Source organism: Bradyrhizobium sp. CCBAU 51753 (assembly GCF_015291565.1).
GTDB lineage: Bacteria > Pseudomonadota > Alphaproteobacteria > Rhizobiales > Xanthobacteraceae > Bradyrhizobium > Bradyrhizobium ivorense.
Window position 1 is genome coordinate 8,112,514 of the sequence record NZ_CP030037.1, and the last position, 24,393, is coordinate 8,136,906.

The 24,393-nt window shown below is 66.5% G+C and carries 24 protein-coding genes; 14 read left to right on the forward strand and 10 right to left on the reverse strand.

Annotated features, from left to right (window positions below; genetic code table 11):
• Positions 1-20 precede the first annotated feature (20 nt).
• Positions 21-1,175, forward strand: coding sequence for an alpha-hydroxy acid oxidase (locus XH93_RS37225; protein ID WP_194475486.1), 1,155 nt, complete (start codon positions 21-23; stop codon positions 1,173-1,175).
• A 208-nt stretch (positions 1,176-1,383) separates the two neighbouring features.
• On the opposite strand, the gene XH93_RS37230 is transcribed toward XH93_RS37225, so the two are convergent.
• Entirely contained in the window at positions 1,384-1,785 is a 402-nt protein-coding gene (locus XH93_RS37230; protein WP_194471282.1) for a hypothetical protein, read from the reverse strand.
• Between the two features lie 75 nt (positions 1,786-1,860).
• On the opposite strand from XH93_RS37230, the gene XH93_RS37235 reads away from it, so the two are divergent.
• On the forward strand, positions 1,861-2,475 hold the full coding sequence (locus XH93_RS37235) for a TetR/AcrR family transcriptional regulator (protein WP_194471283.1): 615 nt from the start codon (positions 1,861-1,863) through the stop codon (positions 2,473-2,475).
• Between the two features lie 320 nt (positions 2,476-2,795).
• Here the strand turns inward: XH93_RS37235 and XH93_RS37240 are convergent, their stop codons facing one another.
• Entirely contained in the window at positions 2,796-3,194 is a 399-nt protein-coding gene (locus tag XH93_RS37240) for a DUF1330 domain-containing protein (protein ID WP_194471284.1), read from the reverse strand.
• A gap of 126 nt (positions 3,195-3,320) precedes the next feature.
• On the opposite strand from XH93_RS37240, the gene XH93_RS37245 reads away from it, so the two are divergent.
• Complete coding sequence (locus XH93_RS37245) at positions 3,321-4,166, forward strand: metal-dependent phosphohydrolase (RefSeq protein ID WP_194471285.1); 846 nt, start codon at positions 3,321-3,323, stop codon at positions 4,164-4,166.
• Positions 4,167-4,447: 281 nt separating this feature from the next.
• On the forward strand, positions 4,448-5,389 hold the full coding sequence (locus XH93_RS37250) for a DMT family transporter (RefSeq protein WP_371814857.1): 942 nt from the start codon (positions 4,448-4,450) through the stop codon (positions 5,387-5,389).
• On the opposite strand, the gene XH93_RS37255 is transcribed toward XH93_RS37250, so the two are convergent.
• Positions 5,386-6,342: a LysR family transcriptional regulator gene (locus XH93_RS37255; protein WP_194471286.1), complete on the reverse strand. Its 957-nt coding sequence runs from the start codon at positions 6,340-6,342 to the stop codon at positions 5,386-5,388. The genes XH93_RS37250 and XH93_RS37255 overlap by 4 nt on opposite strands.
• A gap of 135 nt (positions 6,343-6,477) precedes the next feature.
• Here XH93_RS37255 and XH93_RS37260 point away from each other — a divergent pair, with 135 nt between their 5' ends.
• Positions 6,478-6,861 (forward strand): nuclear transport factor 2 family protein, encoded by a 384-nt coding sequence (locus tag XH93_RS37260; RefSeq protein WP_194471287.1) that lies wholly within the window; start codon positions 6,478-6,480, stop codon positions 6,859-6,861.
• Positions 6,862-6,978: 117 nt separating this feature from the next.
• Positions 6,979-7,956, forward strand: coding sequence for a tripartite tricarboxylate transporter substrate binding protein (locus XH93_RS37265; protein WP_194471288.1), 978 nt, complete (start codon positions 6,979-6,981; stop codon positions 7,954-7,956).
• A 217-nt stretch (positions 7,957-8,173) separates the two neighbouring features.
• Here XH93_RS37265 and XH93_RS37270 read toward each other — a convergent pair whose 3' ends face one another.
• Positions 8,174-9,859: a methyl-accepting chemotaxis protein gene (locus XH93_RS37270; protein WP_194471289.1), complete on the reverse strand. Its 1,686-nt coding sequence runs from the start codon at positions 9,857-9,859 to the stop codon at positions 8,174-8,176.
• Positions 9,860-10,081: 222 nt separating this feature from the next.
• Between XH93_RS37270 and XH93_RS37275 the strand changes: the two genes are divergently transcribed.
• From XH93_RS37275 to XH93_RS37290, 4 genes are all read left to right on the forward strand, one after another.
• A complete protein-coding gene (locus XH93_RS37275) occupies positions 10,082-11,125 on the forward strand; it encodes a C-terminal binding protein (RefSeq protein WP_194471290.1) in 1,044 nt (347 codons plus the stop codon).
• Positions 11,126-11,275: 150 nt separating this feature from the next.
• Entirely contained in the window at positions 11,276-12,622 is a 1,347-nt protein-coding gene (locus tag XH93_RS37280; protein WP_194471291.1) for an ABC transporter substrate-binding protein, read from the forward strand.
• Positions 12,623-12,742: 120 nt separating this feature from the next.
• A complete protein-coding gene (locus tag XH93_RS37285; protein WP_194471292.1) occupies positions 12,743-13,699 on the forward strand; it encodes a carbohydrate ABC transporter permease in 957 nt (318 codons plus the stop codon).
• A 52-nt stretch (positions 13,700-13,751) separates the two neighbouring features.
• Positions 13,752-14,594 carry a carbohydrate ABC transporter permease gene (locus XH93_RS37290; protein ID WP_371815138.1) on the forward strand — a complete coding sequence of 281 codons (843 nt, stop codon included), beginning with the start codon at positions 13,752-13,754 and terminating at the stop codon, positions 14,592-14,594.
• 644 nt (positions 14,595-15,238) lie between these two features.
• On the opposite strand, the gene XH93_RS37295 is transcribed toward XH93_RS37290, so the two are convergent.
• The 6 genes from XH93_RS37295 to XH93_RS37320 all read right to left on the reverse strand — a co-directional run bounded on the left by XH93_RS37295 (position 15,239) and on the right by XH93_RS37320 (position 20,981).
• Positions 15,239-16,060: an energy transducer TonB gene (locus XH93_RS37295; RefSeq protein ID WP_194471294.1), complete on the reverse strand. Its 822-nt coding sequence runs from the start codon at positions 16,058-16,060 to the stop codon at positions 15,239-15,241.
• Between the two features lie 178 nt (positions 16,061-16,238).
• Positions 16,239-16,685 (reverse strand): TonB system transport protein ExbD, encoded by a 447-nt coding sequence (gene exbD / locus XH93_RS37300; protein ID WP_194471295.1) that lies wholly within the window; start codon positions 16,683-16,685, stop codon positions 16,239-16,241.
• Between the two features lie 3 nt (positions 16,686-16,688).
• On the reverse strand, positions 16,689-17,483 hold the full coding sequence (gene exbB / locus XH93_RS37305) for a tonB-system energizer ExbB (protein ID WP_194471296.1): 795 nt from the start codon (positions 17,481-17,483) through the stop codon (positions 16,689-16,691).
• A 165-nt stretch (positions 17,484-17,648) separates the two neighbouring features.
• The gene (hutX, locus tag XH93_RS37310) at positions 17,649-18,158 is read right to left on the reverse strand and encodes a heme utilization cystosolic carrier protein HutX (RefSeq protein WP_194475488.1); all 510 of its coding nucleotides are present in this window, start codon (positions 18,156-18,158) and stop codon (positions 17,649-17,651) included.
• 11 nt (positions 18,159-18,169) lie between these two features.
• Positions 18,170-18,502, reverse strand: a complete 333-nt coding sequence (locus XH93_RS37315; RefSeq protein WP_139486344.1) for an antibiotic biosynthesis monooxygenase — start codon at positions 18,500-18,502, stop codon at positions 18,170-18,172.
• 133 nt (positions 18,503-18,635) lie between these two features.
• Positions 18,636-20,981 carry a TonB-dependent hemoglobin/transferrin/lactoferrin family receptor gene (locus XH93_RS37320; RefSeq protein ID WP_194471297.1) on the reverse strand — a complete coding sequence of 782 codons (2,346 nt, stop codon included), beginning with the start codon at positions 20,979-20,981 and terminating at the stop codon, positions 18,636-18,638.
• Between the two features lie 250 nt (positions 20,982-21,231).
• Here XH93_RS37320 and hemP point away from each other — a divergent pair, with 250 nt between their 5' ends.
• From hemP to XH93_RS37340, 4 genes are read left to right on the forward strand one after another with little or no spacing between them, the layout of a single operon-like run.
• Complete coding sequence (gene hemP / locus XH93_RS42625) at positions 21,232-21,438, forward strand: hemin uptake protein HemP (protein ID WP_139486347.1); 207 nt, start codon at positions 21,232-21,234, stop codon at positions 21,436-21,438.
• Positions 21,439-21,446: 8 nt separating this feature from the next.
• The gene (locus XH93_RS37330) at positions 21,447-22,394 is read left to right on the forward strand and encodes a hemin ABC transporter substrate-binding protein (RefSeq protein ID WP_194471298.1); all 948 of its coding nucleotides are present in this window, start codon (positions 21,447-21,449) and stop codon (positions 22,392-22,394) included.
• The gene (locus XH93_RS37335; RefSeq protein WP_194471299.1) at positions 22,391-23,491 is read left to right on the forward strand and encodes an iron ABC transporter permease; all 1,101 of its coding nucleotides are present in this window, start codon (positions 22,391-22,393) and stop codon (positions 23,489-23,491) included. Before XH93_RS37330 ends, XH93_RS37335 begins: the two co-directional genes overlap by 4 nt.
• A complete protein-coding gene (locus XH93_RS37340) occupies positions 23,488-24,279 on the forward strand; it encodes a heme ABC transporter ATP-binding protein (protein ID WP_194471300.1) in 792 nt (263 codons plus the stop codon). Before XH93_RS37335 ends, XH93_RS37340 begins: the two co-directional genes overlap by 4 nt.
• Positions 24,280-24,393: the final 114 nt, after the last annotated feature.

Sequence of the window (24,393 nt, forward strand, 5' to 3'; positions counted from 1 at the left end):
TCAACCGCGCCGCCAGCGCCGTGCCGCGCCGGCTGCGGCGCTATCTCACGCTCGACGATTTCGAGCCGCAGGCGCGGCGGATGCTGCCAAAGTTCCTCTACGGCTACATCTCCGGCGGCGCCGAGACTGACGCGGCGCGGACCGACAATCGCAAAGCGTTCGACGAATACGGTTTTGTGCCGCGCGTGCTGAACGACGTCTCCGGCCGCGACCAGTCCACGACGCTGTTCGGCAAGAGCTACGCCGCGCCGTTCGGGATTCCGCCGATGGGCTCGTCGGCGCTGTGCGCCTATCGCGGCGATATCGTGCTGACCCGCGCCGCGGCTGCTGCCAACATCCCGATGATCCTGTCGGCCTCCTCGCTGATCACGCTGGAGGACGTCCGCGCCAACAACCAGGACGCCTGGTACCAGGCCTATCTGGCCGGCATCGACGCGCGGATCGAGCCGCTGGTCGACCGCGTCGCAGCGGCCGGCTACGACACCTTCGTCGTCACCGCCGACGTGCCGGTGCCGCCGAACCGCGAGAACAACATCCGCAACGGCTTCCAGGTGCCGCTCGCGATCACGCCACGCGTGTTCTGGGACACCATCACGCATCCCGACTGGCTGCTCAACACCTGGGCGCGCACCGTGTTCAACCACGGCATGCCGCATTTCGAGAACATGGACGCCAAGCAGGGCCCGCCGGTGCTGTCGAAGAATTTGATGCGCAACATCGGCAGCCGCGACCAGCTCGCCTGGAAACATGTCGAACTGATCCGCAAGCGCTGGAAGGGCAAGCTCGTGGTCAAGGGCCTGATCTCGCCGGAAGACGCGCGGCTGGCGCGCGAGCATGGCTGCGACGGCGTGATGGTCTCCAACCACGGCGGCCGCCAGCTCGACTACACCGTCTCCGCGCTGCGCACGCTGCCGGAGATCGCGGCGCAGAAGGGCAACATGACGGTGATGGTGGACGGCGGCGTCCGCCGCGGCACCGACGTGATCAAGGCGCTGGCGCTCGGCGCCGACTTCGTCTGGGTCGGCCGCCCGTTCCTCTACGCCGCCGTGGTTGCCGGCGAGGCCGGCGTGGCGCGCGCGATCTCGCTGCTGTACGACGAGATCGACCGCGACCTCGCGCTATTGGGCATCCGCAGCCTGAGCGAGATCACGCCGGAGCTGGTGCGGAAGTTTTGATGCAACGGAGCTCTTCTCCCTCTCCCGCATGCGGGGGAGGCATAGGCGGCCTTCGGCCGCCGTACTTGAATAGGACGCCGATGCGAAGCATCGGCTATGAGGTGGGGGTGTGTCCACTTGCGAGAGAGTCGTTGTGTGGAGAGAGCCCCCACCCGCTGCACCCTTCGGGCGCAGCGACCTCCCCCGCAAGCGGGAGAGGTAAGATCCCTCAGGCATAACGCGCCGCGCCCATGCAGAGCGCGGCGATCGCGAGCAGTCCGGCCGCGATGCGCTGCGCGACCGCGAGCTGCGAGCGCGCGGCCGAGGTGTCGCCGGCGCCGCGCAATTGCCTGACGGCGGAGCCGCCGACGATGATCTGCACCGCGACCGCAACCAGCGCGGCGATGGCGCCGGCGGCGAGGATCTGCTCGGAGCGCGCGAACGAGCCCTCGTGGGCGAGCTGCCAGAGCGTGGCGCCGGTGACGATGGCGACCGTCGCGGCGCCGATCTGCGGGCCCAGCAGCCGTTCGCCGCCGAGGCCGCCGGTGCGCGCCAGCGTGAAGCTCGAACCGGCCCAAAACACCGATGACAGGACGTGAAGGGACAGGGCTATGATCAGGGCGGTCTGCATGATGTCGCTCCAAACTGACGCTGAAAATTAGATATACAATATGTATAATCAATTCGACGAAAGCAAGGCAAGCCGATGCCGCCGCGCAGCTATGTGAGCCCGGGGCGCAGCGCCGCCGCGGCCGAGACCCGCGAGCGGGTGATCGCGGCGGCGTTGCGCACGCTGCGCGAGGAGAGCATCGCGCGCTTCTCGCTGGACACGGTGGCCAAGGCCGCCGGCGTCACCCGCCTCACGGTCTACAACCAGTTCGGCTCGCGCCGCGGGCTGCTGGAGGCCGTGTTCGACGGGATCGCGCAGAGCGGCGGACTGCACCGGCTCGCCGAGACCATGACGATGGCCGATCCGCGCGCCGCGCTCGACCGCATGGTCGAGATCTTCTGCGCGTTCTGGAGCCGCGATTCCGCGGTCGGCGGCCTGCACGCCGCGATGGCGACCGATCCCGAATTTGCCGAAGCCATCAGCGAGCGCAACGAGCGCCGCCGCAAGCTGCTCACCGCACTGATCGACCGCCTCGCCGACAAGTCCGCGCCGCCGCGGGCCCGCAAGGACGCCGTCGACCTCATCTTCGCGCTGACGAGCTATCCGACCTTCGCCGCGCTGAGCACGGGCCGGTCGAAGGAGGAGATCTGCGCAGTGGTGCAGACGGCCTGCCACGCGGCGGTTGCGCCGCTGCAAGAACCGTCACGCTAACAAACCCGTCATCCCCGCGCAAAGGCTTCGCCTTTGTCGCTGGAGGTGCGAGCCTCTTCGGCGAGCCTCGAAGGATGCATCGGCCACCAGCCGGGCCGTCGACCCTTCGAGGGCCGCTGAAGAAGCGGCCACCTCAGGGTGACGGGTTGATTTGCTCAACTTGCTCGGTGTCATCACCCGCGCAGGCGGGTGATCCAGTATTCCAGAGGCAGTGGTGAATGAACCGAGAGGCCGCGGCGTACTGGATCGCCCGGTTAAACCGGGCGATGACAGGTGTGGGTGAGGATAAAGCTTCACACCCTCTCAGGTGACGGTGATAGCTACAGCTTGAACTTGCTGTAGGCCTCGCGCGTCGCGATGATCACGTGCTCGGCGCAGCCGTTGCGGCGGTGCGGGTCGCACTGGGTCTCGTAGTCGGCCGAGGTCATCATGTCGATGAAGGCGGCGACGCTCGGGTAGTAGACCAGCGCGAGATAGTCCCATTGCTGGCCGGCCGGCTCGCCGAGCGCCACCGTCTCGGCGTTGCCGGTCCACAGCAGCGTGCCGCCGCGGGCCTTGATCATCGGCACGGTGAGCGCGCTGTAGCGCAGATAGGCGTCCCAGCCTGAACCGTCGCCGTCGAGCGAGCGTTCGCGAAACCGCATCAGATTGACCATCACCACCGGCGCCTGGCGGTCCAGCTCGGCCAAGCCTTTGACATTCAACAGGTCGACGCCCATGATCGGCTCCATCGAGGCCGCACCCAGCCGCGGTCCATTCGCAACGATTATGTCACATGGCCGGGCTACCCTGAAATGCATCGGCCTCAATCTTTGCGAGGCCGCGCGATCTCGGAGGTCAAGGCCGTGATGACCCTTCCCGAACTTGCGGCCGATTCGCTCGGCAAGTTTCTCGGCGACTACATGCGGCGCCGGTTCGGCTCGTCGCAGACCCAGCTGGTCGAGATGGTGCCCTCGATCGCGCGGATCGCGCTCGAATGCATCGGCAACAGCGATGCGCTGTACCACAATGTCGAGCACACCATGCTGGTGACGCTGGCCGGCCACGACATCCTGCGCGGCCGCGCGCTGCATTCGCACATGACGGCGGAGGACTATGCGCATGTCATCATCGCCTGCCTGACCCACGACATCGGCTATGTGCGCGGGCTGTTCGAGGCCGACGATGAGAACGGCTATGTGATCGACACCAGCGGCGCCAAGATCACGCTGCCGCGCGGCGCGTCGGACGCCGGGCTGTTGCCCTATCACATCGACCGCTCGAAAATGTTCGTGATGGAGCGGATCAAGGGCATCGCCCAGCTCGACAAGGAGCGCATCGCGCGCGCCATCGAGGGCACCCGCTTTCCGCTTGATGGCGCGGACGGGGCCGAGGAATTCGGCGAAGAGGCGACGTTGCTGCGCGCCGCCGACCTGATCGGACAACTCGGCGATCCCCATTACATCCGCAAGGCCAACGCGCTGTATCTGGAATTCGAGGAGGCCGGGCTGAACAAGCAGCTCGGCTACGATTCGCCGGCCGACCTCGTCAACCGCTATCCGCACTTCTACTGGGACAGCGTCGCACCGCACGTGCAGCGCGCGATCCGCTTCCTCAACGTCACCTCCAACGGCCGGCAATGGATCGCCAACCTCTACAGCAACGTGTTTCGCGCCGAACGCGACATCTCGCTGTCGGGGCCGCAGACGTAGGCAGGACGGCGCACATTTCTCCCCGTCATCCTGAGGTGCGAGCCTCTTCGGCGAGCCTCGAAGGATGCACGGCCACCAGCCGGGCCGATTCATCCTTCGAGGCTCGCCCCGCGGCGCAATTGCGCCGCAAGGCGCGCACCTCAGGATGACGGAATTTAGTATCCTGATGCTGCGGACATCGCGCGCAGAGTAGCGGCTGCGGCTTGAGGCCCCCGCGCATGGCACCAATCCGCTCTTTCGCCTTGCCGCGGCGCCAATTTCCGGCACAACATCGGCCGATAATGACCGCCTTGCCGTCCGCCCCCGCTGCAACCCCCCGCTCGCCGCTGCACTGGCTCAACAACCAGCCCTATCTGCTGCTCAGCCTGACGTCGCTGTTCTGGGCCGCCAACATCGTGCTGGCGCGGCATGTCGGCAGCCATGTGCCGCCGGTGACGCTGACCACGATCCGCTGGTTTGGCGTGTTCCTGATTCTGCTGCCGTTCGCCTGGCCGCATCTGAAGGAGGACTGGCCGAAACTGCGCGGCACGCTGCCGCTGATGCTGCTGCTGTCCGCGGTCGGCTTTGCGTTCAACAACGCGATCTCGTACTGGGCGATGCAGTACACCGAGGCGCTCAATGCGCTGCTGATCCAGTCGGCCGGGCCGCTGTTCGTGGCGCTGTGGTCGCTGATCCTGTTCGGCGTGCGGCTGACGCCGGCGCAGCTCGCCGGCATCGCGATCTCGCTGGCCGGCGTGCTCACCATCATCCTGCGCGGCGACTTTTCCGCGCTGGCGAGCATTTCGTTCAACCGCGGCGACCTGATGTTCGGCGCCTCGCTGGTGTCGTTCGGGCTGTATTCGGCGCTGATCCCGCGGCGGCCAAAGATCCATCAGCTCTCGCTGATCTCGTTCACCACCTGCTGCGGCGCGCTGATGCTGCTGCCGGTCGCGATCTGGGAATTCACCGCCGGCACGACACTGAAGTTCGACCTGCTGACCGGAGCGACGCTGGCCTACACGCTGATCTTTCCCTCCACGCTGGCCTATCTGTTCTTCAACCGTGGCGTCGCGCTAATCGGCCCGAACCGCGCCGCGCCGTTCTTCCACCTGGTGCCGGTGTTCGGCTCGGCGATGGCGATCCTGCTGCTCGGCGAGACGCTGGCGCCGTTCCATCTGATCGGCTACGCGCTGGTGCTGGCCGGCGTCATCATCGCCTCGCGGCAAGGATCGGCGAAGCGTTAGCCCACCTTGCGCAAGGCGGCGGCCTTGCGCGGCGACTGGAGTTTTGCCGCCAGCGTGTCGGTGATGAAGTCGATGAACTTCCGCACCTTGGCCGGCACGTGGTTGCGCGAGGCGTAATAGACGTAGAGCGGATAGCGCTCGTCGGGCCAGTCCGGAAACAGCTCGACCAGCGCGCCACTCTTCAGGTGATCGTCGAGGCCGAGATCGATCACCTGCGCGATGCCGAAGCCGGCGAGGCACGCGCCGAGCTTGGTGCCGGAATCGGTCACGGTGAGCCGCCCGTTGACCGTAACAGGCACGACCTCGCCGCCGCGGCAAAACTCCCAGTCGAACGGACGCCCGGTCGCGGGGTCGATCGCGTGGATGCACTGGTGCTCGGGGCTCGCCAGCTCGCGCGGATCGAGCGGCCGGCCGTGGCGCTCGAGATAGATCGGCGAGGCCACGGTGAGCACCCGCGTATCGAGCACGCGGCGCGCGATCAGCGCCGACGGTGCCGGCTCGCCGAACCGCACCGCCAGATCAAAGCCGTCGCTGACCAGATCCGCGATGCGGTCGCGGGTCTCGATGCGCAGCTCCATGGCGGGATTGTGCAGCAGAAACGCGCTCAGCTTCGGTGCCAGCACGAGGCGCGAGAACAGCGGATCGACGTTGACGCGCAGCCGGCCGCGGACTGCATCGCGCGATTTCGCGGTCTCCGTTGCCGCCTCGCCGATCCCTGCCAGATGCCCGGCAACGCGCTCGACCAGCGCGCGGCCTTCCTCGGTGAGCTCGACGGCGCGGCTGGTGCGGTGGACCAGCCGGGCATCGAGCCGCGCCTCGAGCTTGGCGATCGCCTTGCTGACCCCGGACTGCGTCATGCCGAGCCGCTCGGCGGCTTTGCCAAAACTGCGCGCATCCGCCAGCGCCGCGAGCACCACCAGGCCGCCAACCAGCCGACCGTCAACTTCGTCCATGCCGATGCCTCTCAGTCATCCAAGAGATGACCGCCCAGTCGTAGCACCTTGCTGCCATATCGGCCACTGTCGCTGCAGATCACCGGTTCGATCCGGTGACGCAACCGCCACATCATCCGCAATGGAGACCTTGCAATGAGCGACATCCAGGCCATCGCAGCCGCGATCGATGGATATTTCAACCTGATGTATGACGTCGACGATAACAGGTTCCGCGAGGTGTTCGCCGATGCCTGCATCGTGCACGGCATCCGGAACGGCAAGCACACGGTGCGGTCGGCGGCCGAATTCCGCGACTTCATCCGCAGCCGTCCTTCGCCGGCGTCGATGCAGTCACCGCGCGAGGAAGGCATCATCAGCATCGAGCAGACCGCGCCCGACCTTGCCATCGCCAAGGTGCGGGTCAGGAACGGCCAGACCGGCTTCATCGACCATCTCGTGTTTCACCGGATCGACGGCAAGTGGCTGGTCACCACCAAGGCGTTTCACGTCGCGCAGGTGTTCCCGGCCGGAACGTAGCGTCGCCACCCGCGACCCGCATGGCCATGCGGCGAAAAGATGCTTCCGCAAGCATGGCGGCCGGGCTAGTTTCGCCCGCAATAGGCCTGTTCAGGGGCTGTGCGGGGGGACGACGACATGATCGAGGGATTGAGACACTATTGCTGCGTGGTGGCCGCAGCCGCCGCCGCGCTCGCGGCGATATCAGGCGCGGCGCTCGCCCAGACTTACCCGACCCGCAACATCACGCTGGTGCTGCCGTTCGCCGCCGGCAGCGGCACCGACACCACGACGCGGCTGATTTCCAAGGAGCTCGGGGTCGCGCTCGGCGTCGGCATGGTGATCGACAACCGGGCCGGCGCTAACGGCTCGATCGCCGCGAGCTATGTCGCGCGCTCGGCGCCCGACGGCTACACGCTGTTCGTCACCACCAACACGACGCACTCGGCCAATCCGTATCTGCTCAAAAACATGAGCTACGATCCGCTGAAGGATTTTACGCCGATCGCGCGCACCGGCGATTTGCCGTTCATGCTGGTGATCCATCCGGACATTCCGGCGAACTCGGTCGCCGAGCTGATCGCGCTCGCCAAGAAGGAGCCGGGCAAATACTCCTATGCCAGCGGCTCGTCGTCGGCGATCGTCTCGGGCGCGACCTTCGCCCGCCTCGCCGGCATCGATCTTTTGCACGTGCCCTACAAGAGCTCGCCGCCGGCGCTGACCGACGTGATCGCCGGCCGCGTCTCGATGACGTTCATCGACGTGCCGACCGGGCTGCCGCATGTCAACGCCAAGGCGCTGAAGGCGCTCGCCGTCACCACCAAGCGCAAGTCGGCGCTGCTGCCGGAGCTGCCGACCATGGACGAGACGGTGAAGGGTTTTGATATCACCTCGTGGCAGGGCTATCTCGGCCCGGCCAACATGCCAAAGGACATCGTCACCAAGCTGAACGCCGAAATCCGCAAGGTGGTCGAGCGGCCGGACATCAAGAGCCAGCTCGCCGAGCGCGGCATGGAGGCGTTCTCCGGCACGCCGGAGGAATTCGAGGCGTTCCTCAAGGAGCAGCTCGTGCTGTGGGAGAAGCTGATCACCGCCGCGGGGATCGAGAAGCAGTAGCGGGCGCCCGCTCTATCCCCGTCACCCTGAGGTGGCCGCTTCTTCAGCGGCCCTCGAAGGGTCGACGGCCACCAGCCGGGCCGATTCATCCTTCGAGGCTCGCCCAGCAGCGCAATTGCGCTGCAAGGCTCGCACCTCAGGATGACGGGTCAAACAGCGGCGCAACTTATCAGTGTCCTCCCGGCCTTCGCCGGGACGACGCGTGGAGATAGTTGCGTTACGCCGCCCGCACCTTCTGCAAAAATTCGTCCACCGCGTTGCGCAGCTTGCCGGACTGGGTGTCGAGCTCGCGGGCGTTCGACAGCACGTCGCCGGCTGCGGTGCCGGTGGCGGCGGCGGCCGAGGTGACGCCGCCGATATGGGCGGAGATCTCGCTGGAGCCGGCCGCGACCTGCTGGATGTTGCGCGCGATCTCGCGGGTCGCATCGCCCTGCTGGTCGATCGCGGTCGAGATCGAGGCGGTGATCTCGCTCATCTGCGCAATCGTCGCGGTGATGCCGCCGATCGAGGTCACGGCCTCGCCGGTGGAGGCCTGCATCGCCGCCACCTGCGCGGAAATCTCTTCGGTCGCCTTCGCGGTCTGATTGGCCAGCGCCTTCACCTCGGAGGCGACCACCGCAAAGCCGCGGCCGGATTCGCCGGCGCGCGCCGCCTCGATGGTGGCGTTGAGCGCCAGCAGATTGGTCTGCGCCGCGATCGAGTGGATCAGCTTGACCACCTCGCCGATCTTCTCGGCGCCGGTGGAGAGCGCCTGCACGGTCGCGTTGGTTCGCTCGGCATCGGCCACCGCCTGGCTCGCGACCTCGCTGGAGCGTGCCACCTGGCGGGCGATCTCGGCGACCGACGAGGAGAGCTCCTCGGCCGCAGCCGCAACGGTGCCGACATTGTTGGAGGCGCTGTCGGAGGCGGCGCCGACGGTCGCGGCGCGCGCGCTGGCGTCGCTCGCGGTCGCGGTCATCGACTGCGCGGTGGTCTGCATGCCGGCAGCGGCCGACGCCACGGTGCGGACGATGCCGTTGACGCTGCGCTCGAAGTCGCTGGCGATGTTCTCCACCGCGTTGCGGCGCTCGGTCGCAGCGCGGGCCTGGGTCTCCGCCTCGGCCTGTTCGAGGCCGCGGATCCGCACCGCATTGTCCTTGAAGACCTGAACGGTGGCCGCCATCGCGCCGACCTCGTCGCCGCGGCCGACGCCGGGGATCTCGCCGTCGAGCTTGCCGTCGGCGATCTCGCGCATGCGGGCGCCGAGCAGGTTGAGCGGCCGCGAGATGCTGCGGCCGATCAGCCAGGCCACCGAGCCCGAGATGATGCCGATGCCGAGGATCGCAAGCCCGAGCAGCCAGGTGATCGGGCGCAGTTTGGTCTCGATGTCGTCGAGATAGGCGCCGGTGCCGAGATACATGTCGAAGCCGGGCACCGCGACCGCATAGCCGAGCTTGCGGATCGGCGTCTCCTGGCCGGGTTTGACATATTCATAGAACAGCAGGATCTCGCCATTGGCCTTGACGCCGTTCATCAGCTCCTGCGACAGCTTGCGGCCGTTGGTCACGACATCCATGCGGTTGGTGCCGACCTGCTTCGGATCGGGTGCCATCACCGTGATGCCGTCATAGGAGGTGCCGAACAGATAGCCGGCGCCGTTGTCGTAGGTCATGGCGTTGCCGCGCTTGCCGAGCTCGGCCAGCGCCGCCTCCTTGGTCATCTTGCCGGCGTCGACGTCCTTCTTCAGGCTTGCTGCCATGTTCTTCGCCATCTCGACCATCGCCTTGGCCTGGTCGATGCGCGCCTGCACCATCTCCCGCTGCATCAGATGACCCGCGAGAAAGCCGGCGGTGCACAGGCCGAGCAGGGTCACCCCCACCAGAATGCCGAGCTTGGGGGTGATCTTCAGATTTGACAGCTTCACGGGGATCTCCAGGAGGCGGGGAACGCGACGCGATTGGCGGATTGATTCGCCGCACGGTAATGTGAGACCCTTTACCCGATGGTTACGCTGGTTCCCCGTAGAAAGCCGGAGAATTGCGACGGCGACCAACCGGGAATTGTGGAGGCAGCGGCGCAATGCCGCTCTGCCCAATCAAGAAGCAAACGAGCAAGAAGCAAGAACAGAACACATCGGGAGCACACAATGTCGAAATTCAGGGTGGTCACGCCGAAGGGCGCAAGCTTCACCGTGGCCGGCGGCGGCTACGACTATGAGCGGGAGGCGCTCGATCCGATCGGCGCCGAGATCATCGAGGCCCCGGCCAACGAGGCCGAGTTCATCGCCGCGGCGAAAACCGCCGACGCGATCTATGCCAAGGGCATGCCGATCACCAAGGCGGTGATCGATGCACTGGAGAACTGCAAGGTGATCACGCTCGGCAGCGTCGGCGTCGACTCCGTCGACGTCAAGGCCGCGACCGCCCGCGGCATCCCGGTCACCAACATCCCCGACACCTTCATCGAGGAGGTCGCCGACCACGCCATGATGCTGGTGCTCGCCGGCTTCCGCCGCCTGATCGAGCAGGACAAGATGGTGCGCAGCGGCCGCTGGGCCGAGGGCCGGCCGGCGCTGTTGAAGATTCCGCGGCTGATGGGCCAGACGCTGGGCTTCATCTCGTTCGGCCGGGTCGCACGTGCGGTGGCCAAGCGCGCCGCGCCGTTCGGCCTGCGCATGATGGCTTACGATCCCTTCATCCAGGAAACGCTGATGTACGACCACGGCGTGATCCCCTCGACCTTGTCGGAGGTGCTGTCGCAGTCGGACTTCGTCTCGATGCACGCGCCGGCGCGGCCCGAGGTGCATCACATGCTGACCGAGAAGCATTTCCGCCAGATGAAAAAATCCGCGATCTTCATTAACACCGGCCGCGGCGCCACGGTCGACGAGGAGGCGCTGATCAAGGCGCTGCAGGAGGGCTGGATCGCGCATGCCGCGCTCGACGTGCTGGAGAAGGAGCCGCCGTCGCACAACAATCCGATGCTCGGGATGGACAATGTTACCTTGACCGCGCATGTCGCCTCGGCGTCGGCACGTTTCGACGAGGCACGCAAGCGCCGGGTGGGCTACGAATTGTCACTGGTGCTGCAAGGCATGTGGCCGGTAAGCTGCGTCAACCCGTCGGTGCTGCAGAACACCGCGCTGCGCCGCTGGCAACCCGTCAGCATGGATCGCGGTCCGAACAGCTAAGGCGGCAACAACACGTCCGCGGGCGACACGGAGAACGGTCCGTGCCCGCCGGACGGCATAACAACACGGACGCAAAGCCCCCGGTTTCGGCTGGGATCGGGGCGTTCACCGGCGGCTCAACGCCGGGGACAAACAGCAGGGAGAATTTGCATGACCAACATCATCACCCGTCGTGACGCGTTGGTGCTCGGCGTATCCGCCGCGGCGCTCGCCGCCACCGGCGCCTCGGCGCAAACCGCATCCAAGGTCAAGGCCGCCGACGTGCCGGCGCCCAAGCTTGCGATCGAAAAGGGCGCATCGCTGCGCATGCTGCGCCCGGTGCGCTTCGTGCAGGCCGACGAGGACGTGTTCCGCGCCAATGCGGCCAAGTTCACCAAGGAGACCGGCGTCGAGGTCAAGGTCGACTTCGTCGGCTGGGAGGACATCAACCAGCAGACCGCGGTGACCTCGAATTCCGGCGCCGGCCCCGACATCATCATCGGTTTCTCCGACGCACCGCACATCTATGTCGACAAGCTGGTCGAGCTGACCGACGTCGCCGACTATCTCGGCAAGAAGTACGGCGGCTGGCTGAACCTTGCCAAGGCCTACGGCAAGAAGGCCAAGAGCGAAACCTGGATCGGGCTGCCGTTCGGCGCCACCGCCGGCCCGCTGATCTATCGCAAGTCGCTGCTCAAATCGGTCGGCTTCGACAAGGCGCCGGACGACCTTCCCGGCTTCCTCGACCTCTGCAAGAAGCTGCAGAAGGCCGGCAAGCCCGCCGGCTTCGCGCTCGGCAATGCGGTCGGCGACGGCAACGGCTTTGCGGACTGGATGATGTGGTCGCATAACGCCGCCCTGCTGGACGAGGAAGGCAACGTCACCATCAACAGCAAGGAGACCATCGCGGCGCTCAACTACGTCAAGGAGCTCTACCCGACCTTCATCGCCGGCACGCCGTCCTGGAACGACGTCAGCAACAACCGCGCCTACTCCTCGCAGGAAATCGGCCTGACCGCCAACGGCGTCTCGCTGTACTTCTCGCTGAAGAACGATCCGGCGACCGCGGCGATCGCCGAAGACTCCGAGCATCAGCTGTTGCCGAAGGGTCTGGCGCCGGCCTCGCCGATGTCGGGCCTGACGCTGAACGCCATGGTGTTCAAGCACAGCCAGTATCCGAATGCCGCGAAGGCCTTCCTGCAGTTCATGCTGGAGAAGGACCAATACGAGCCGTGGCTCAATGCCAACAGCGGCTACTGGTCGCAGCCGCTGGCGGCCTATGCGGATTCCGCTGTGTGGTCCGGCGATCCCAAGGTCGCGATCTTCAAGGACACCATGAACAGCAAATACTACGCCGGCTACAAGGGTCCGATCTCGACCGCCACCGGCGCGGTGCGCGCGGACTATGTGACGGTGCAGATGTTCGCCTCGGTGGCGACCGGCGCAGCCACGCCGGAAGCCGCCGCCGCGGAAGCCGAGCAGCGCTGCAAGCGGTACTTCCGCCGGCAGGGCCGGTAAGTCGCGATCATTGAAGATCAACCGTCATTGCGAGCGAAGCGAAGCAATCCATAGCGCCACAGGGGAGAATGGATTGCTTCGTCGCTTCGCTCCTCGCAATGACGAACCGACGAGCATTCAATGTCCGTAACAACGATATCCGCCCGTACCTACGCGCAGCGCCAGCCGAACTGGCTGGTGCGGCTGTTCGACTACAAGCCGTTCCTGATCGTGATGTGCCTTGCGCCGGCGATCGGCCTGCTTGCGGTGTTCCTGACCTATCCGCTCGGGCTCGGCATCTGGCTCGCCTTCACCGACACCACGATCGGCCAGCGCGGCATCTTCATCGGGCTGGAGAACTTCCAGTACCTGCTCAAGGATCCCTTGTGGTGGAACGCGGTGTTCTACTCGATCTTCTACACCGCGGTCGCGACCTTCGGGAAATTCGCGCTCGGCTTCTGGCTGGCGCTCTTGCTCAACAATCATTTCCCGTTCAAGAGCCTGGTCCGCGCCATCGTGCTGCTGCCGTGGATCGTGCCAACGGTGCTGTCGGCGCTGGCGTTCTGGTGGATCTACGACCCGCAGTTCTCGATCATCTCCTACCTGCTGGTCGAGGTGCTGCACATCCGCGACAGCAATGTCGACTTCCTCGGCTCGCCGTGGCCGGCGCGGTTCTCGCTGATCGTCGCCAACATCTGGCGCGGCATCCCCTTCGTCGCGATCTCGCTGCTGGCGGGGCTGCAGACCATCTCGCCCTCGCTCTACGAGGCCGCGATGCTCGACGGCGCCACCTCCTGGCAGCGCTTCCGCTACATCACCTTCCCGATGATGATGCCGATTCTCGCGATCGTGATGACGTTCTCGATCATCTTCACCTTCACCGACTTCCAGCTGGTCTACGCCATCACCCGCGGCGGCCCGGTCAATTCGACCCATCTGCTCGCGACATTGGCGTTCCAGCGCGGCATCGCCGGCGGCGAGCTCGGCGAGGGCGCCGCGATCGCGGTGTCGATGATCCCGTTCCTGGTGTTCGCGACGTTGTTTTCCTACTTCGGCCTCGCGCGCCGCAAATGGCAGCAGGGAGAAGCCAATGACTGACGTCACCGCCTCACCGGGCAGCAGCAACGTCGCCAGCGCCACGCCCGACACCATGGCGTGGGATTCGCGGGCGCGGCGCGTGATGATGATCTATCTGCCGCTCGCCTGCTTCATCCTGATCCTGCTGTTCCCGTTCTACTGGATGGCGATCACGTCGTTCAAACCGAACGCAGAGCTGTTGAACTACAAGGAGCACAACCCGTTCTGGATCACCTCGCCGACGCTGCTGCACATCAAGCATCTGCTGTTCGAAACGTCCTATCCGCGCTGGCTGAAGACGACGATGATGGTCGCGATCGGCTCCACCTTCCTGTCGCTGTTCGCCTCGACGCTGGCGGCCTATGCGATCGAGCGGCTGCGCTTCCGCGGCAGTCCCTATGTCGGCCTCGGCATCTATCTCGCCTACCTGGTGCCGCCGTCGATCCTGTTCATCCCGCTCGCCACCGTGATCGTGCAGTTCGGCCTGTTCGATTCACCGATGGCGCTGATCCTGGTCTATCCGACCTTCCTGGTGCCGTTCTGCACCTGGCTCCTGATCGGCTATTTCAAGTCGATCCCCTACGAGCTCGAGGAATGCGCGCTGGTCGACGGCGCCACCCGGCTGCAGATCCTGCGCCGGATCACGCTGCCGCTCGCGGTGCCCGGCCTGATCTCGGCCGGCATCTTCTCCTTCACGCTGTCCTGGAACGAGTTCATCTACGCGCTCGCCTTCATCCAGAGCGGCGCCAACAAGACGGTGCCGGTCGCGATCGTCACCGAGCTGATCACCGGCGACGTCTACCAGTGGGGCGCGCTGATGGCCGGCTCCCTGCTCGGCTCGCTGCCGGTCGCACTGTTCTACTCGCTGTTCGTCGATTATTACGTGTCGTCGCTGACGGGTGCGGTGAAGGAGTAGCGGGGGGCGCGCTTCCAAATCCGTCATCCTGAGGTGCGAGCCTTGCAGCGCAATTGCGCTGCTGGGCGAGCCTCGAAGGATGAATCGGCCACCAGCCGGGCCGTCGACCCTTCGAGGGCCGCTGAAGAAGCGGCCACCTCAGGGTGACGGTGATAGATAGAAGCGCGGCGCTCTTTCCCCGTCATCCCCGCGCAAAGGCTTCGCCTTTGTCGCTGGAGGTGCGAGCTCTTGCGAGCCTCGAAGGATGAATCGGCCGCCAGCCGGGCCGTCGACCCTTCGAGGGCCGCTGAAGAAGCGGCCACCTCAGGGTGACGGTGATGGTTTGCTCAGCTTGTTCGGTGTCATCACCCGGCTTGACCGGGTGATCCAGTATTCCAGAGACGCCGGTGATAGAAGCGAGAGGCCGCGGCGTACTGGATCGCCCGGTCAAGCCGGGCGATGACAACGGTAGGTGAGGACAAAGCTTCACAAGCTCTCAGGGTGACGGTGATGGATAAAGCGCGTCGCTCTTTCCCCGTCATTGCGAGCGAAGCGAAGCAATCCATCGCCCCGCACACGCTGAAGCATGGATTGCTTCGTCGCGGAGCCTGTCATCGGGCGCGCGTTCGCGCGACCCGTTGGCGCCTCGCAATGACGGATGGTCCCTACCGCGGCACGAATGCGACCGGGACGCTGAAGCCGATCGCGCCCTGGGTGACCTCCGGCGGAATCGGCGGGAACGGCTGGGCCTGGCGCACCATCGCCAGCGCGCGGGCGTCGAATGCGGGGTTGCCCGAGGAGCCACTGATGTGGCTCGCCAGCACCTGGCCACCGCGGCCGAGCGTGAAGGTCAGCCGGGCCACGCCGCGCTGGCCGCGGCCCTCCGGCGGATAGGACTGGAAGCGCATCAGATGCGCGCGGACCCGCGCATTGTAGGCCGCGAGCGCCGAGGCGGACGCGCCGGCGCTGATCGCGGAGGCGACCGGTGCCTGCCGTTCGGCGCGGCTCGGCGCGCTGGTGCGCGGCGCCGGCGTCGCCTCCGATGGCTTTTTGGCCTCACGGCGAACCACCTTGGGCTTGACCGGCTCCACCTTGCGCTCAGGAACGACGTTTGCGGGCTCCTCCTTCGACGGCACGGCTTGCTGCTTCTGCTCCGGCGGCGCCACGACTTCAGGCTTCTCTTGCAGCGGCGTCGGCGCAATCTCGTCCTGCACCGGCTGGGCGGCGACCGGCTGCGGCGGCGCCGCATCCGCTTCCTGCATCGCCGGCCCCGGCGGCGCCTCGGTCTGCGAAATCGCAGGCGCGGAGGTGATCGGCGCCAGATCGACCAGCACCGCCGGCACCGCGACGCCCGGCATCGGCGCCGCGACCCAGGTCATGCCGAGCGCGAGCAGTGCCGCATGCGCCGCGAGGATCGCCGCCGCCGACAGGCCCCAGCGCCGCAGCCGAACCTCGTCGCCCGCATGATGAAGCGCATAGTCGCTCATGACGATAGATCGCGTTCCCTCTCCCGCTTGCGGGGGAGGGTTAGGGTGGGGGTATCACCGCGAGTCGGACCGATCGTGTGGAAAGAGCCCCCACCCGCATCGCATCTTCGATGCGCTGCGACCTCCCCCGCAAGCGGGAGAGGTGAATCTCCGACGTGGCGGCTTCTCCACTTCATTGCTAGCTTCGGCCGTCGAGGCCGACCAGCGCGATCTTGAGATAGCCGGCGTTGCGCAACAGGTTCATCACCTCCATCAGCTCGCCATAGCTGACCGCCTTGTCGGCGCGCAGGAAAATGCGCTCGTCCTTCTTGCCCTGGGTGGCGCCGTCGAGCGCCGAGCTCAGCGTGTCGCGCGCGATCACGTCTTCGCCGATTGCGACCGACAGATCGGGCTTCACGGTAACGAACACCGGCCTGTCCGGCCGCGGCGGCGGCTCGGCGGTCGAGGCTGGCAGATCGACGCCCAGATCGACGGTGGCGAGCGGCGCCGCCACCATGAAGATGATCAGCAGCACCAGCATCACGTCGATGAACGGCGTGACGTTGATCTCATGCGCCTCGACCAGATCGTCGTCGCCGCGGCGCCGCCCGCCGAACCCGCCGCCTGAGCCGAGCTTTGCGCCCATCGCCTACTCCGCGGCCCGCGCCAGGCGGAACAGGCTGCGATCGCCCTCGCGGCTGACCAACAGCATCACCATGACCGAAGCATCGCCGAGCAGCGCGCGATACGCCGCGATCGATCGCGTCAGATGGTTGTAGATCACGACCGCCGGGATCGCGGCGACGAGGCCGAGCGCGGTCGCGAGCAGCGCCTCCGCGATGCCGGGCGCGACCACGGCGAGGTTGGTGGTGTGGGCCTCGGAGATGCCGATGAAGGAATTCATGATACCCCACACCGTGCCGAACAGGCCGACGAACGGCGCGGTGGCGCCGATGGTGGCGAGCACGCCGGTGCCGTGCGCGATCTGCCGCGACATCGCCGCCTCGACCCGCTCGAGCCGCAGCGCGATCCGCTCCTTGAAGCCGTCGTCAAACATGCCGCCGGACAGCGCGGCCTCGCGCGACGCCGACTGGATGATCTGCGCCACCGCATCGCTGGCCTCGCGGCTCGCCTGCTCGACCTCGGCAAGCTCTGTGTCGCGCTCGAGCAGAGAGATCCGCCGCCGCGCGAGCGCGGTCTTGCGGCGCAGCTCGATGGTCTTGGCGAGCCAGACCGTCCAGGTCACGAGCGAGGCGATGGCGAGCCCGACCATGACAGCCTTCACGACGATGTCGGCGCTCTGGAACATGCCCCAGGGCGACAGGTTGTGCGGCAACAGGGCGTGGTCCGATGCGGCGAGGCTGGCGGTTGGGAGAAATGCAATTGCGAACGAAGCGATCGCGATCGATAGCCCGCTCCCCCTGTCGAACGTCCTGCCAAGCATATTCGCCTCCACGCACCTGTGTCACCTCGCCCCGCTTGCGGGGAGAGGTCGGATCGCATCGTTAGATGCGATCCGGGTGAGGGGGACTCTCCAGGCACCGCGCTCGCGGAGAGTCCCCCTCACCCCGAACCCTCTCCCCGCAGGCGGGGGAGAGGGAGAAGACTGTCAAGCCGCCTTCGGCGCGAGGCGGTCGGCCAGCGCGTGGAAGCGCGCCAGCTGATCGCCGCGCAGTGCACGCGTCTCGTCGCGGCCGACGAACACCTTGAACATGATGCCGCCGTCGCGGTTGAGGAACGCGATGAACGCCGACACCTTGCCCATGAACGGCCGCTCGACGAACGCAATCGCAGCGCAGCGCTCATGGCGGAGATGGCCGTGCAGGCCCTTCGGCTGCATCAGGTTGAAATAGCCGCGGCCGACCTCGCCGTTCGGAATGGCGCCGGTGAATTCGAAGATCGCATCAATGGTGTGCACGATCAGCGTCACCTCGCCCCACTCCGCGATGTCGCCCATCGCATCCGCGAACTCACCCGGCCCGATCCGCACCATGCTCGCGGGCAGCGCCTCGAGCACCGCGCGCGGCGTCACCTGGCGCTCGCGCGCGACATCCTCGATCACCGCACCGGGATTGTCGGCCATGGTGGCCTTGAGCTCGGCGAGCGCCGGGTTGAGCATGGCAGCCTCGGTCATGCGGCGCTCTTTGCCCGCTCGGTGATCAGCACCTCAAATCCCTCGAATTTGGGATGGCCGAGATAGAGGCTGCCGCCGGTCTCGTTGCCGGCGCGGGAATGGGCGCGGCGGAACGCTTCCGACCTGGTCCAGTCCTCGAACGCGGTCTTGCTGGCCCACACCGTGTGCGTCGCATAGAGCGTGTGGTCCTCGGCCTCGGGCCCCTTCACCAGGTGAAACTCGATGAAGCCCGGCAGGTCGCCGAGATAGGATTCGCGGGTCTTCCACACGGTCTCGAACGCCTGCTCCTTGCCCTTGATCACCTGGAACCGGTTCATTGCGATGAACATGAATGTCTTCTCCTGTTGGCGGCGGACTTTTGATCCTGCCGGCTGATCTCGTTGATAGCATGAACGCGCCAAGGCCGCGCTGGGGGCACCAGCGCGGCCGGAGCAACCTGGATGGAATGATCGGCTCGTCGCGTTACGCTCCACCTAGGTGAATTTTCAGCCCGGCCTTGTAGACGGTGCCCGGACCGGGACTCGAGAACAGCACGTCGTTCTGCGTCGTGCCGTCGGTCGAGGAGCCCGGGATCGCATAGGGCCGGTAGTACTGGTTCAGGAGGTTGTCGACCGATGCCGTGAAGGTGATGTCCTTGGTGGCGTTCCAGGTCAGATAGAGGTTGACGAGATCATAGGCGGTCGAGGGCAGATAGCCCGCCGGCAGGTCGTTGTTGGCGCCGAACGAGGCCCATTGCATCGACAGGATCAGCGTGCGGTCGAGCAGCCGCACGCCGGCGGTGGCCGTCACCTTGCGCGGCGTGATGGTGGCGAGGCCAACATTGGTCTGGGTGTTCTTGCCGCGCATCAGATGGCCGGCAACACCGAGGAACCAGTCGCCCGCGTCGTACATCGTCTCCAGCTCGACGCCCTCGATCTGGGCATGGGCGATGTTCTGGTACTGGTAGAACTGGCTGAAGCGGCCGAACGGCGTCAAGGTCGGCGCCGACGCCACGAGATCGATATAGCCGTCGACGTCGTTGCGGAACACGTTGATCTTGCCGCGGAACGAGTCGCTCGCGGAGAAGATGCCGTCATACTTCAGGTTGACGCCGGCTTCCTTGTTCTTGCCGACCTCGGGCCGCAGGCCCGCATTGGGCAGGAAGCAGAACAGGCCGGAGGTGCCGTCGGGGCAGTTGAACAGCGCAGGTCCGCCGCCGGTGGCATGGCCGCCGGCAATCAGCGTCTCGGTGATCGACGGCGCGCGATAGCCCTCGGCATAGCTCAGATAGGGCGTGAAGCCCGCAATCGGCGTGACGCCGACGGTGATCTTCGGCGACAGCCGATCGCCGTCGGTCGACGTCTTGACTGAGTCGAGCTCGTAGCGGTCGTATCTGAGCGCGCTGACGATCTCGAGCCAGCTCGAATAGTTCTGCTTCAGCTGCACGAAGCCGCCCGACACCGTGCGCTGGCCGCCCGGCGTCGTGATGTTGGAATTGCCGCGCGCATCGAAGGTCTGGACATCGTCGCGGAAGGCATCGAAGCCGTAAGTCACGGCGTTGCGCCAGTCGCCGAAGTTGAAGCGCGTGGTGTTGTTGACGTCGAGGCCGACGGTGTCGAGCGAGTAGCCGCGCTTGTCGCCGACGCAGCCGGAGATGTTGTTGCCGGGATTGGCCAGCGTGCAGACGCCGCCGCCGGTGGTGATGCGGTTGTTGTAGGTCTTGACCTGGTCGTTGTCGGTGCGGTTGCCGTAGACCGAGATGTTCCAGTCGAACAGCATGTCGTCGGGCTTGGCGTATTTCCAGGTCAGCGTGCCGGTGTAGTTCTTGGCATCGGAGGCGTAGACCGAGGAGCCGGCGATCGCTGCCAGCGGCGCCGCGGTCGTGGTCGGGCCGCGGTTCTGCTGGCCGATATTGTACTGGTAGTCCTGGAAGATCGCGCCGAGCTTGAATTCGTGGCCTTCGGCCGGACGCACCGTCACCTTCATCAGGCCGGCGGCGATGTCGTTGCCGGTGTTGCCGATCTCGGTGCCGGCGCCGTCCTTGTAGTTGCTCTGAGTGCGATAGACCGCGCCGCCGAACACGTCGACATTGGGATCGACGCGTACGCCGCCGAAGATCGAGGCCATGCCGCGATCCTTGTTCGAGCCATAGGAGCCCGAGGTGTCGACGCCCCAGCGCTCGCCGGGACGCAGCACGTCGTCGATGTCCTTGGTGCGGAACGAGACCACGCCGCCGATCGCGCCGGAGCCGTAGATGTTCGCGGTCGGGCCGCGCACCACGTCGACGCCGCCGATCAGCTCGGGATCGAGAAAGAACGAGCCGTTGGCATTATGGCCGGTGCGCTGATAGTTCTGCCGCGCGCCGTCGACCACGACCGCGACCCGGCCGAAATCCTGCAGGCCGCGGATGTTGATCACGGTCGACGGATCGTCGCCGCGCTCCTGGAACGAGACGCCGGGCACGTTGTAGAAGATGTCGGAGAGCCGATTAGGCTGCAGGCCCTGGATCTTTTCCAATGTCACCGTGCTGACCGGCGCCAGCGCATCGATCGCGCGCTCCTCGGTCTTGGTCGCCACCACCGTGATGGTGTCGAGCGACTGCACCGGCACCGCGCCGATCTGTGCGCGCGCACTCGTCGCCGGCACTGCTGCGGCCGCCTGTTCGGCTTGCGGCTTCGGTTTGCGCTTGGCCTGCTTCGGCCGTTCGGAAGTGGAACGCGCGGCGGAGGGATCGGCGGTCTGCGCAAGAGCGCTCTCCGACATTGCCGCAAATGAAAACACCGACGCGCCCAAAATCAAGGCGCGCGAATACCTAGCCCCGTCAGCCATAGCCCCAACCCGATGATCACACTTCTGGTCTGGCTGGCTGGCGCTCTCACGAGCGGCTTGCTGGCTACCGCGTTGCAGTGCGAGCCACCCGCCCGCATTGCGTCATGATTGGTTACGGGCCGGCAACAGAACGGTCAAGAATGCGGCGGCGCTGTTTACATCGATTGTAAAGTGCGGCCGTTGGAATGCGGCGTTGCCCGCTTATACAAGCAGGCAACATTTGAAGATTTCAAGGCGCAGCACCAGCACAATGTCGGCCACTTCCGGAGACAATATCGGCGCAGCCGGCGGCCATGCGGAGAACCCATCCGAGGCAACCAAGACGCTCATCATGCGGGGAAATCGTCTCGACAGCCGCGACCTGTTCACGACCGAGCGCGAGATCATCATCGCACATGGCGAGGAAAGCTACCGGCTGCGGCTGACCTCGCAAAACAAGCTGATCCTGACCAAGTGACATCATCGATGACAATTTGCCGCACGCTCGCTTTGCTCGCTCTCTGCCTGCTGCCACCAGGCACGGCCATCGCCGAAGGCATCACGGTGCACGATGCACGCGACCGCGACGTCGTGATCAACGACCCGTCGCGGATCGTCTCGATCGGCGGCGCGATCACCGAGATCCTCTATGCGCTCGGCTTCGCGGACCGCATCGCCGGCGTCGATGCGACCAGCCTCTATCCGCCGTCGGCGCTGCGCGACAAGCCGGACGTCGGCTACATGCGCCAGCTCTCGGCGGAGGGCGTGCTCGGGCTGCATCCCTCGCTGGTGCTGGCAGTGCAGGGCTCCGGGCCGAAAGAGACCATGGACGTGCTGGAGGCCGCCAAGGTGCCGCTGGTGCTGGTGCCCGAGACATTCTCCGAGGCCGGGCTGATCGAGAAGATCAGGCTGGTCGGCCACGCGATGGGCGCCGATCCGCGCGCCGCCTGTCTCTCCGCGGCAGTCGAAGGCGATCTCGCGCAGCTGCGCACGCTGCGCGCCAGAGTGACACAACCGGTGCGGGTGATGTTCGTGATGTCGATGGTGGGCGGCCGCGCGATGGCGGCGGGCCACAAGACCGCGGCGGACGAAATCATCCAGCTCGCCGGCGCCGTCAACGCCATCGACGGTTATGACGGCTACAAGCCGCTCAACGACGAGGCCATCGTGGCGGCGAAGCCCGACGTCGTGCTGTCGATCGAGCGCGGCAAGGATTCGCTCAATGCCGATGCGGTGTTCGCGCATCCGGCCTTTGCGCTGACGCCGGTCGCGGCCAACAAGGCTTTCATCTCGATGGAAGGACTTTATCTGCTCGGCTTCGGCCCGCGCACCGCCGCCGCGGCGCGCGACCTCTCGATCAAGCTCTATCCGGCGCTGGCGTCGCAGGCTGAAAGTTTCAGGCCGGCCGCGCTGACCGCGAACTGCCGGCAATGAGCGTGGTGGCCGAGCGCGGCGCGCACGAGGGACACCGCCGGGCCGGACTATCGCTGCGGCCGGCGGCGGCGCTCACCCTGCTCTGCCTGCTTGCGGCACTCATCGGCACCGCGCTGATTGCGCTGACTGTCGGCGCCGCCGGCATTCCGCTGGCGCGGCTGCCGGCCGCGCTCGGGCTGTGGAGCGATGGCGCGGCGGGCCCGCTGCTGGCGCGCGACCAGCTCGTGGTGTGGTCGATCCGCATCCCGCGCATCGCGGCCGCCGCGATGGTCGGCGGGCTGCTGGCGATGTCGGGCGCCATCATGCAGGGCCTGTTCCGCAATCCGCTCGCCGATCCCGCGCTGGTCGGCGTCTCCTCCGGCGGCGCGTTTGCCGCGGCAGCGGCGATCGTGCTCACCGACAGCCACCTCGGCGCAAGCCTGCAGTTCATCCAGCACCAGTTGCTGCCGGTCGCCGCCTGCGCCGGCTCGCTGATCACCACCATCGTGCTGTATGGCATCGCCAGCCGCGGCGGGCGCACCTCGATCGCGATCTTCCTGCTGGCGGGCCTCGCGCTCGCCGCGATCGCCAATGCCGGCATCGGGCTTCTGGTGTTCGTCGCCGACGACCGCCAGCTCCGCGACATCACCTTCTGGCTGCTGGGCTCGCTGAGCGGCGCGACCTGGAGCAAGCTGACGACGCTGGCGCCGGTGCTGGCGATCGCGCTGATCGCCTGCCTCTCGATCGCGCGCGGGCTCGACGTGCTGGTGCTCGGCGAGGCCGAAGCGTTTCACAGCGGCGTCGACGTCGAGCGGTTGAAGCGGATCTCGATCGTGCTGGTGTCGACGATGACCGGCGTCGCGGTCTCGGTCTGCGGCGTGATCAGCTTTGTCGGCATCGTGGTGCCGCATCTGTTGCGGCTGGTGATCGGGCCGGCGCATCGCCTGCTGCTGCCGGCCTCCGCGATTCTTGGCGCGATCCTGCTGGTCGGCGCCGACACGGTGGCCCGCACCATCGTGGCGCCCGCGGAAATGCCGATCGGCATTTTGACCGCGGCGATCGGCGCCCCGTTCTTCCTCGCCATGCTGCTGCGCCAGCGCACCCTGGTCGCGCTATGAGCGCGCTGCTCGCGGCGCAATCGGTATCGATGACGGTCGGCGGCGCCACGCTGGTCGATGACATCTCGCTGCAGGTCGGCGCCGGCGAGATGGTCGCAATTGTGGGACCGAACGGCGCCGGCAAGTCGACCTTGCTGCGGATGCTGTCCGGCGATCTCAGACCTTCGCGCGGCACGATCCGGCTCAAGCAGCGCGAGCTCCACGCCTATCGGCCGCGCGAGCTGGCGCAGCATCGCGCCATGCTGTCGCAACATGTCCACGTCAGCTTCCCGTTCACGGTGGAAGAAATCGTCACGATGGGCGCCGGCGAGCGTTCACGCGCCGCGGCGCGCGGGCTGGTCGAGGCGGCGCTCGACGAGGTCGGGCTTGCAGATTTTCGCGCGCGGCAATTGCCGACGCTGTCGGGCGGCGAGCAGCAGCGCGCGCACTTCGCCCGCGTGCTGGTGCAGCTGGCCTGCGGCGAGGCGCGCCACGGTCCGGGCCTGCTGCTGCTGGACGAGCCGACGTCGAGCCTCGATCTGCGGTATCAGATCGATCTGGTCGAGACTGCGCGACGGCGCGCCGCCCAAGGCACCGCCGTGATCGCGATCCTGCACGACCTCAACCTGGCGATGCGGTTTGCCGACCGCATCCTGCTCTTGCATCGCGGCCGGCTCGCCATCGACGGCGACCGCGCCGCCGCGATGCGGCCGGAAACCATCCGGCAGATCTTCGAGATCGACGCTGCGATCGCGCACACCGAGCAGGGAGTGCCGTTCTTGCTGCCGCAGACCATGCGGCCGGTCTGAATCCCCAACCCACGTTGGATAGATGGGAGGCGACCTAACGCCGCAACCCTTATTCGGTGACAAGCGGCGCCGTTCATAAATCTGTCAGGCGGCTGTCACAGCCACCTCCGAGAA

Bases quoted from the DNA above. Each gene is read 5' to 3' on its own strand.
- XH93_RS37230 (WP_194471282.1), bottom strand. From the start codon at position 1,785: ATGCAGACCGCCCTGATCATAGCCCTGTCCCTTCACGTCCTGTCATCG.
- XH93_RS37235 (WP_194471283.1), top strand. From the start codon at position 1,861: ATGCCGCCGCGCAGCTATGTGAGCCCGGGGCGCAGCGCCGCCGCGGCC.
- XH93_RS37240 (WP_194471284.1), bottom strand. From the start codon at position 3,194: ATGGGCGTCGACCTGTTGAATGTCAAAGGCTTGGCCGAGCTGGACCGC.
- XH93_RS37250 (WP_371814857.1), top strand. From the start codon at position 4,448: ATGACCGCCTTGCCGTCCGCCCCCGCTGCAACCCCCCGCTCGCCGCTG.
- XH93_RS37255 (WP_194471286.1), bottom strand. From the start codon at position 6,342: ATGGACGAAGTTGACGGTCGGCTGGTTGGCGGCCTGGTGGTGCTCGCG.
- XH93_RS37260 (WP_194471287.1), top strand. From the start codon at position 6,478: ATGAGCGACATCCAGGCCATCGCAGCCGCGATCGATGGATATTTCAAC.
- XH93_RS37265 (WP_194471288.1), top strand. From the start codon at position 6,979: ATGATCGAGGGATTGAGACACTATTGCTGCGTGGTGGCCGCAGCCGCC.
- XH93_RS37275 (WP_194471290.1), top strand. From the start codon at position 10,082: ATGTCGAAATTCAGGGTGGTCACGCCGAAGGGCGCAAGCTTCACCGTG.
- XH93_RS37280 (WP_194471291.1), top strand. From the start codon at position 11,276: ATGACCAACATCATCACCCGTCGTGACGCGTTGGTGCTCGGCGTATCC.
- XH93_RS37285 (WP_194471292.1), top strand. From the start codon at position 12,743: ATGTCCGTAACAACGATATCCGCCCGTACCTACGCGCAGCGCCAGCCG.
- XH93_RS37290 (WP_371815138.1), top strand. From the start codon at position 13,752: ATGGCGTGGGATTCGCGGGCGCGGCGCGTGATGATGATCTATCTGCCG.
- XH93_RS37295 (WP_194471294.1), bottom strand. From the start codon at position 16,060: ATGAGCGACTATGCGCTTCATCATGCGGGCGACGAGGTTCGGCTGCGG.
- exbD (WP_194471295.1), bottom strand. From the start codon at position 16,685: ATGGGCGCAAAGCTCGGCTCAGGCGGCGGGTTCGGCGGGCGGCGCCGC.
- exbB (WP_194471296.1), bottom strand. From the start codon at position 17,483: ATGCTTGGCAGGACGTTCGACAGGGGGAGCGGGCTATCGATCGCGATC.
- hutX (WP_194475488.1), bottom strand. From the start codon at position 18,158: ATGCTCAACCCGGCGCTCGCCGAGCTCAAGGCCACCATGGCCGACAAT.
- XH93_RS37315 (WP_139486344.1), bottom strand. From the start codon at position 18,502: ATGTTCATCGCAATGAACCGGTTCCAGGTGATCAAGGGCAAGGAGCAG.
- XH93_RS37320 (WP_194471297.1), bottom strand. From the start codon at position 20,981: ATGGCTGACGGGGCTAGGTATTCGCGCGCCTTGATTTTGGGCGCGTCG.
- hemP (WP_139486347.1), top strand. From the start codon at position 21,232: ATGTCGGCCACTTCCGGAGACAATATCGGCGCAGCCGGCGGCCATGCG.
- XH93_RS37330 (WP_194471298.1), top strand. From the start codon at position 21,447: ATGACAATTTGCCGCACGCTCGCTTTGCTCGCTCTCTGCCTGCTGCCA.
- XH93_RS37335 (WP_194471299.1), top strand. From the start codon at position 22,391: ATGAGCGTGGTGGCCGAGCGCGGCGCGCACGAGGGACACCGCCGGGCC.
- XH93_RS37340 (WP_194471300.1), top strand. From the start codon at position 23,488: ATGAGCGCGCTGCTCGCGGCGCAATCGGTATCGATGACGGTCGGCGGC.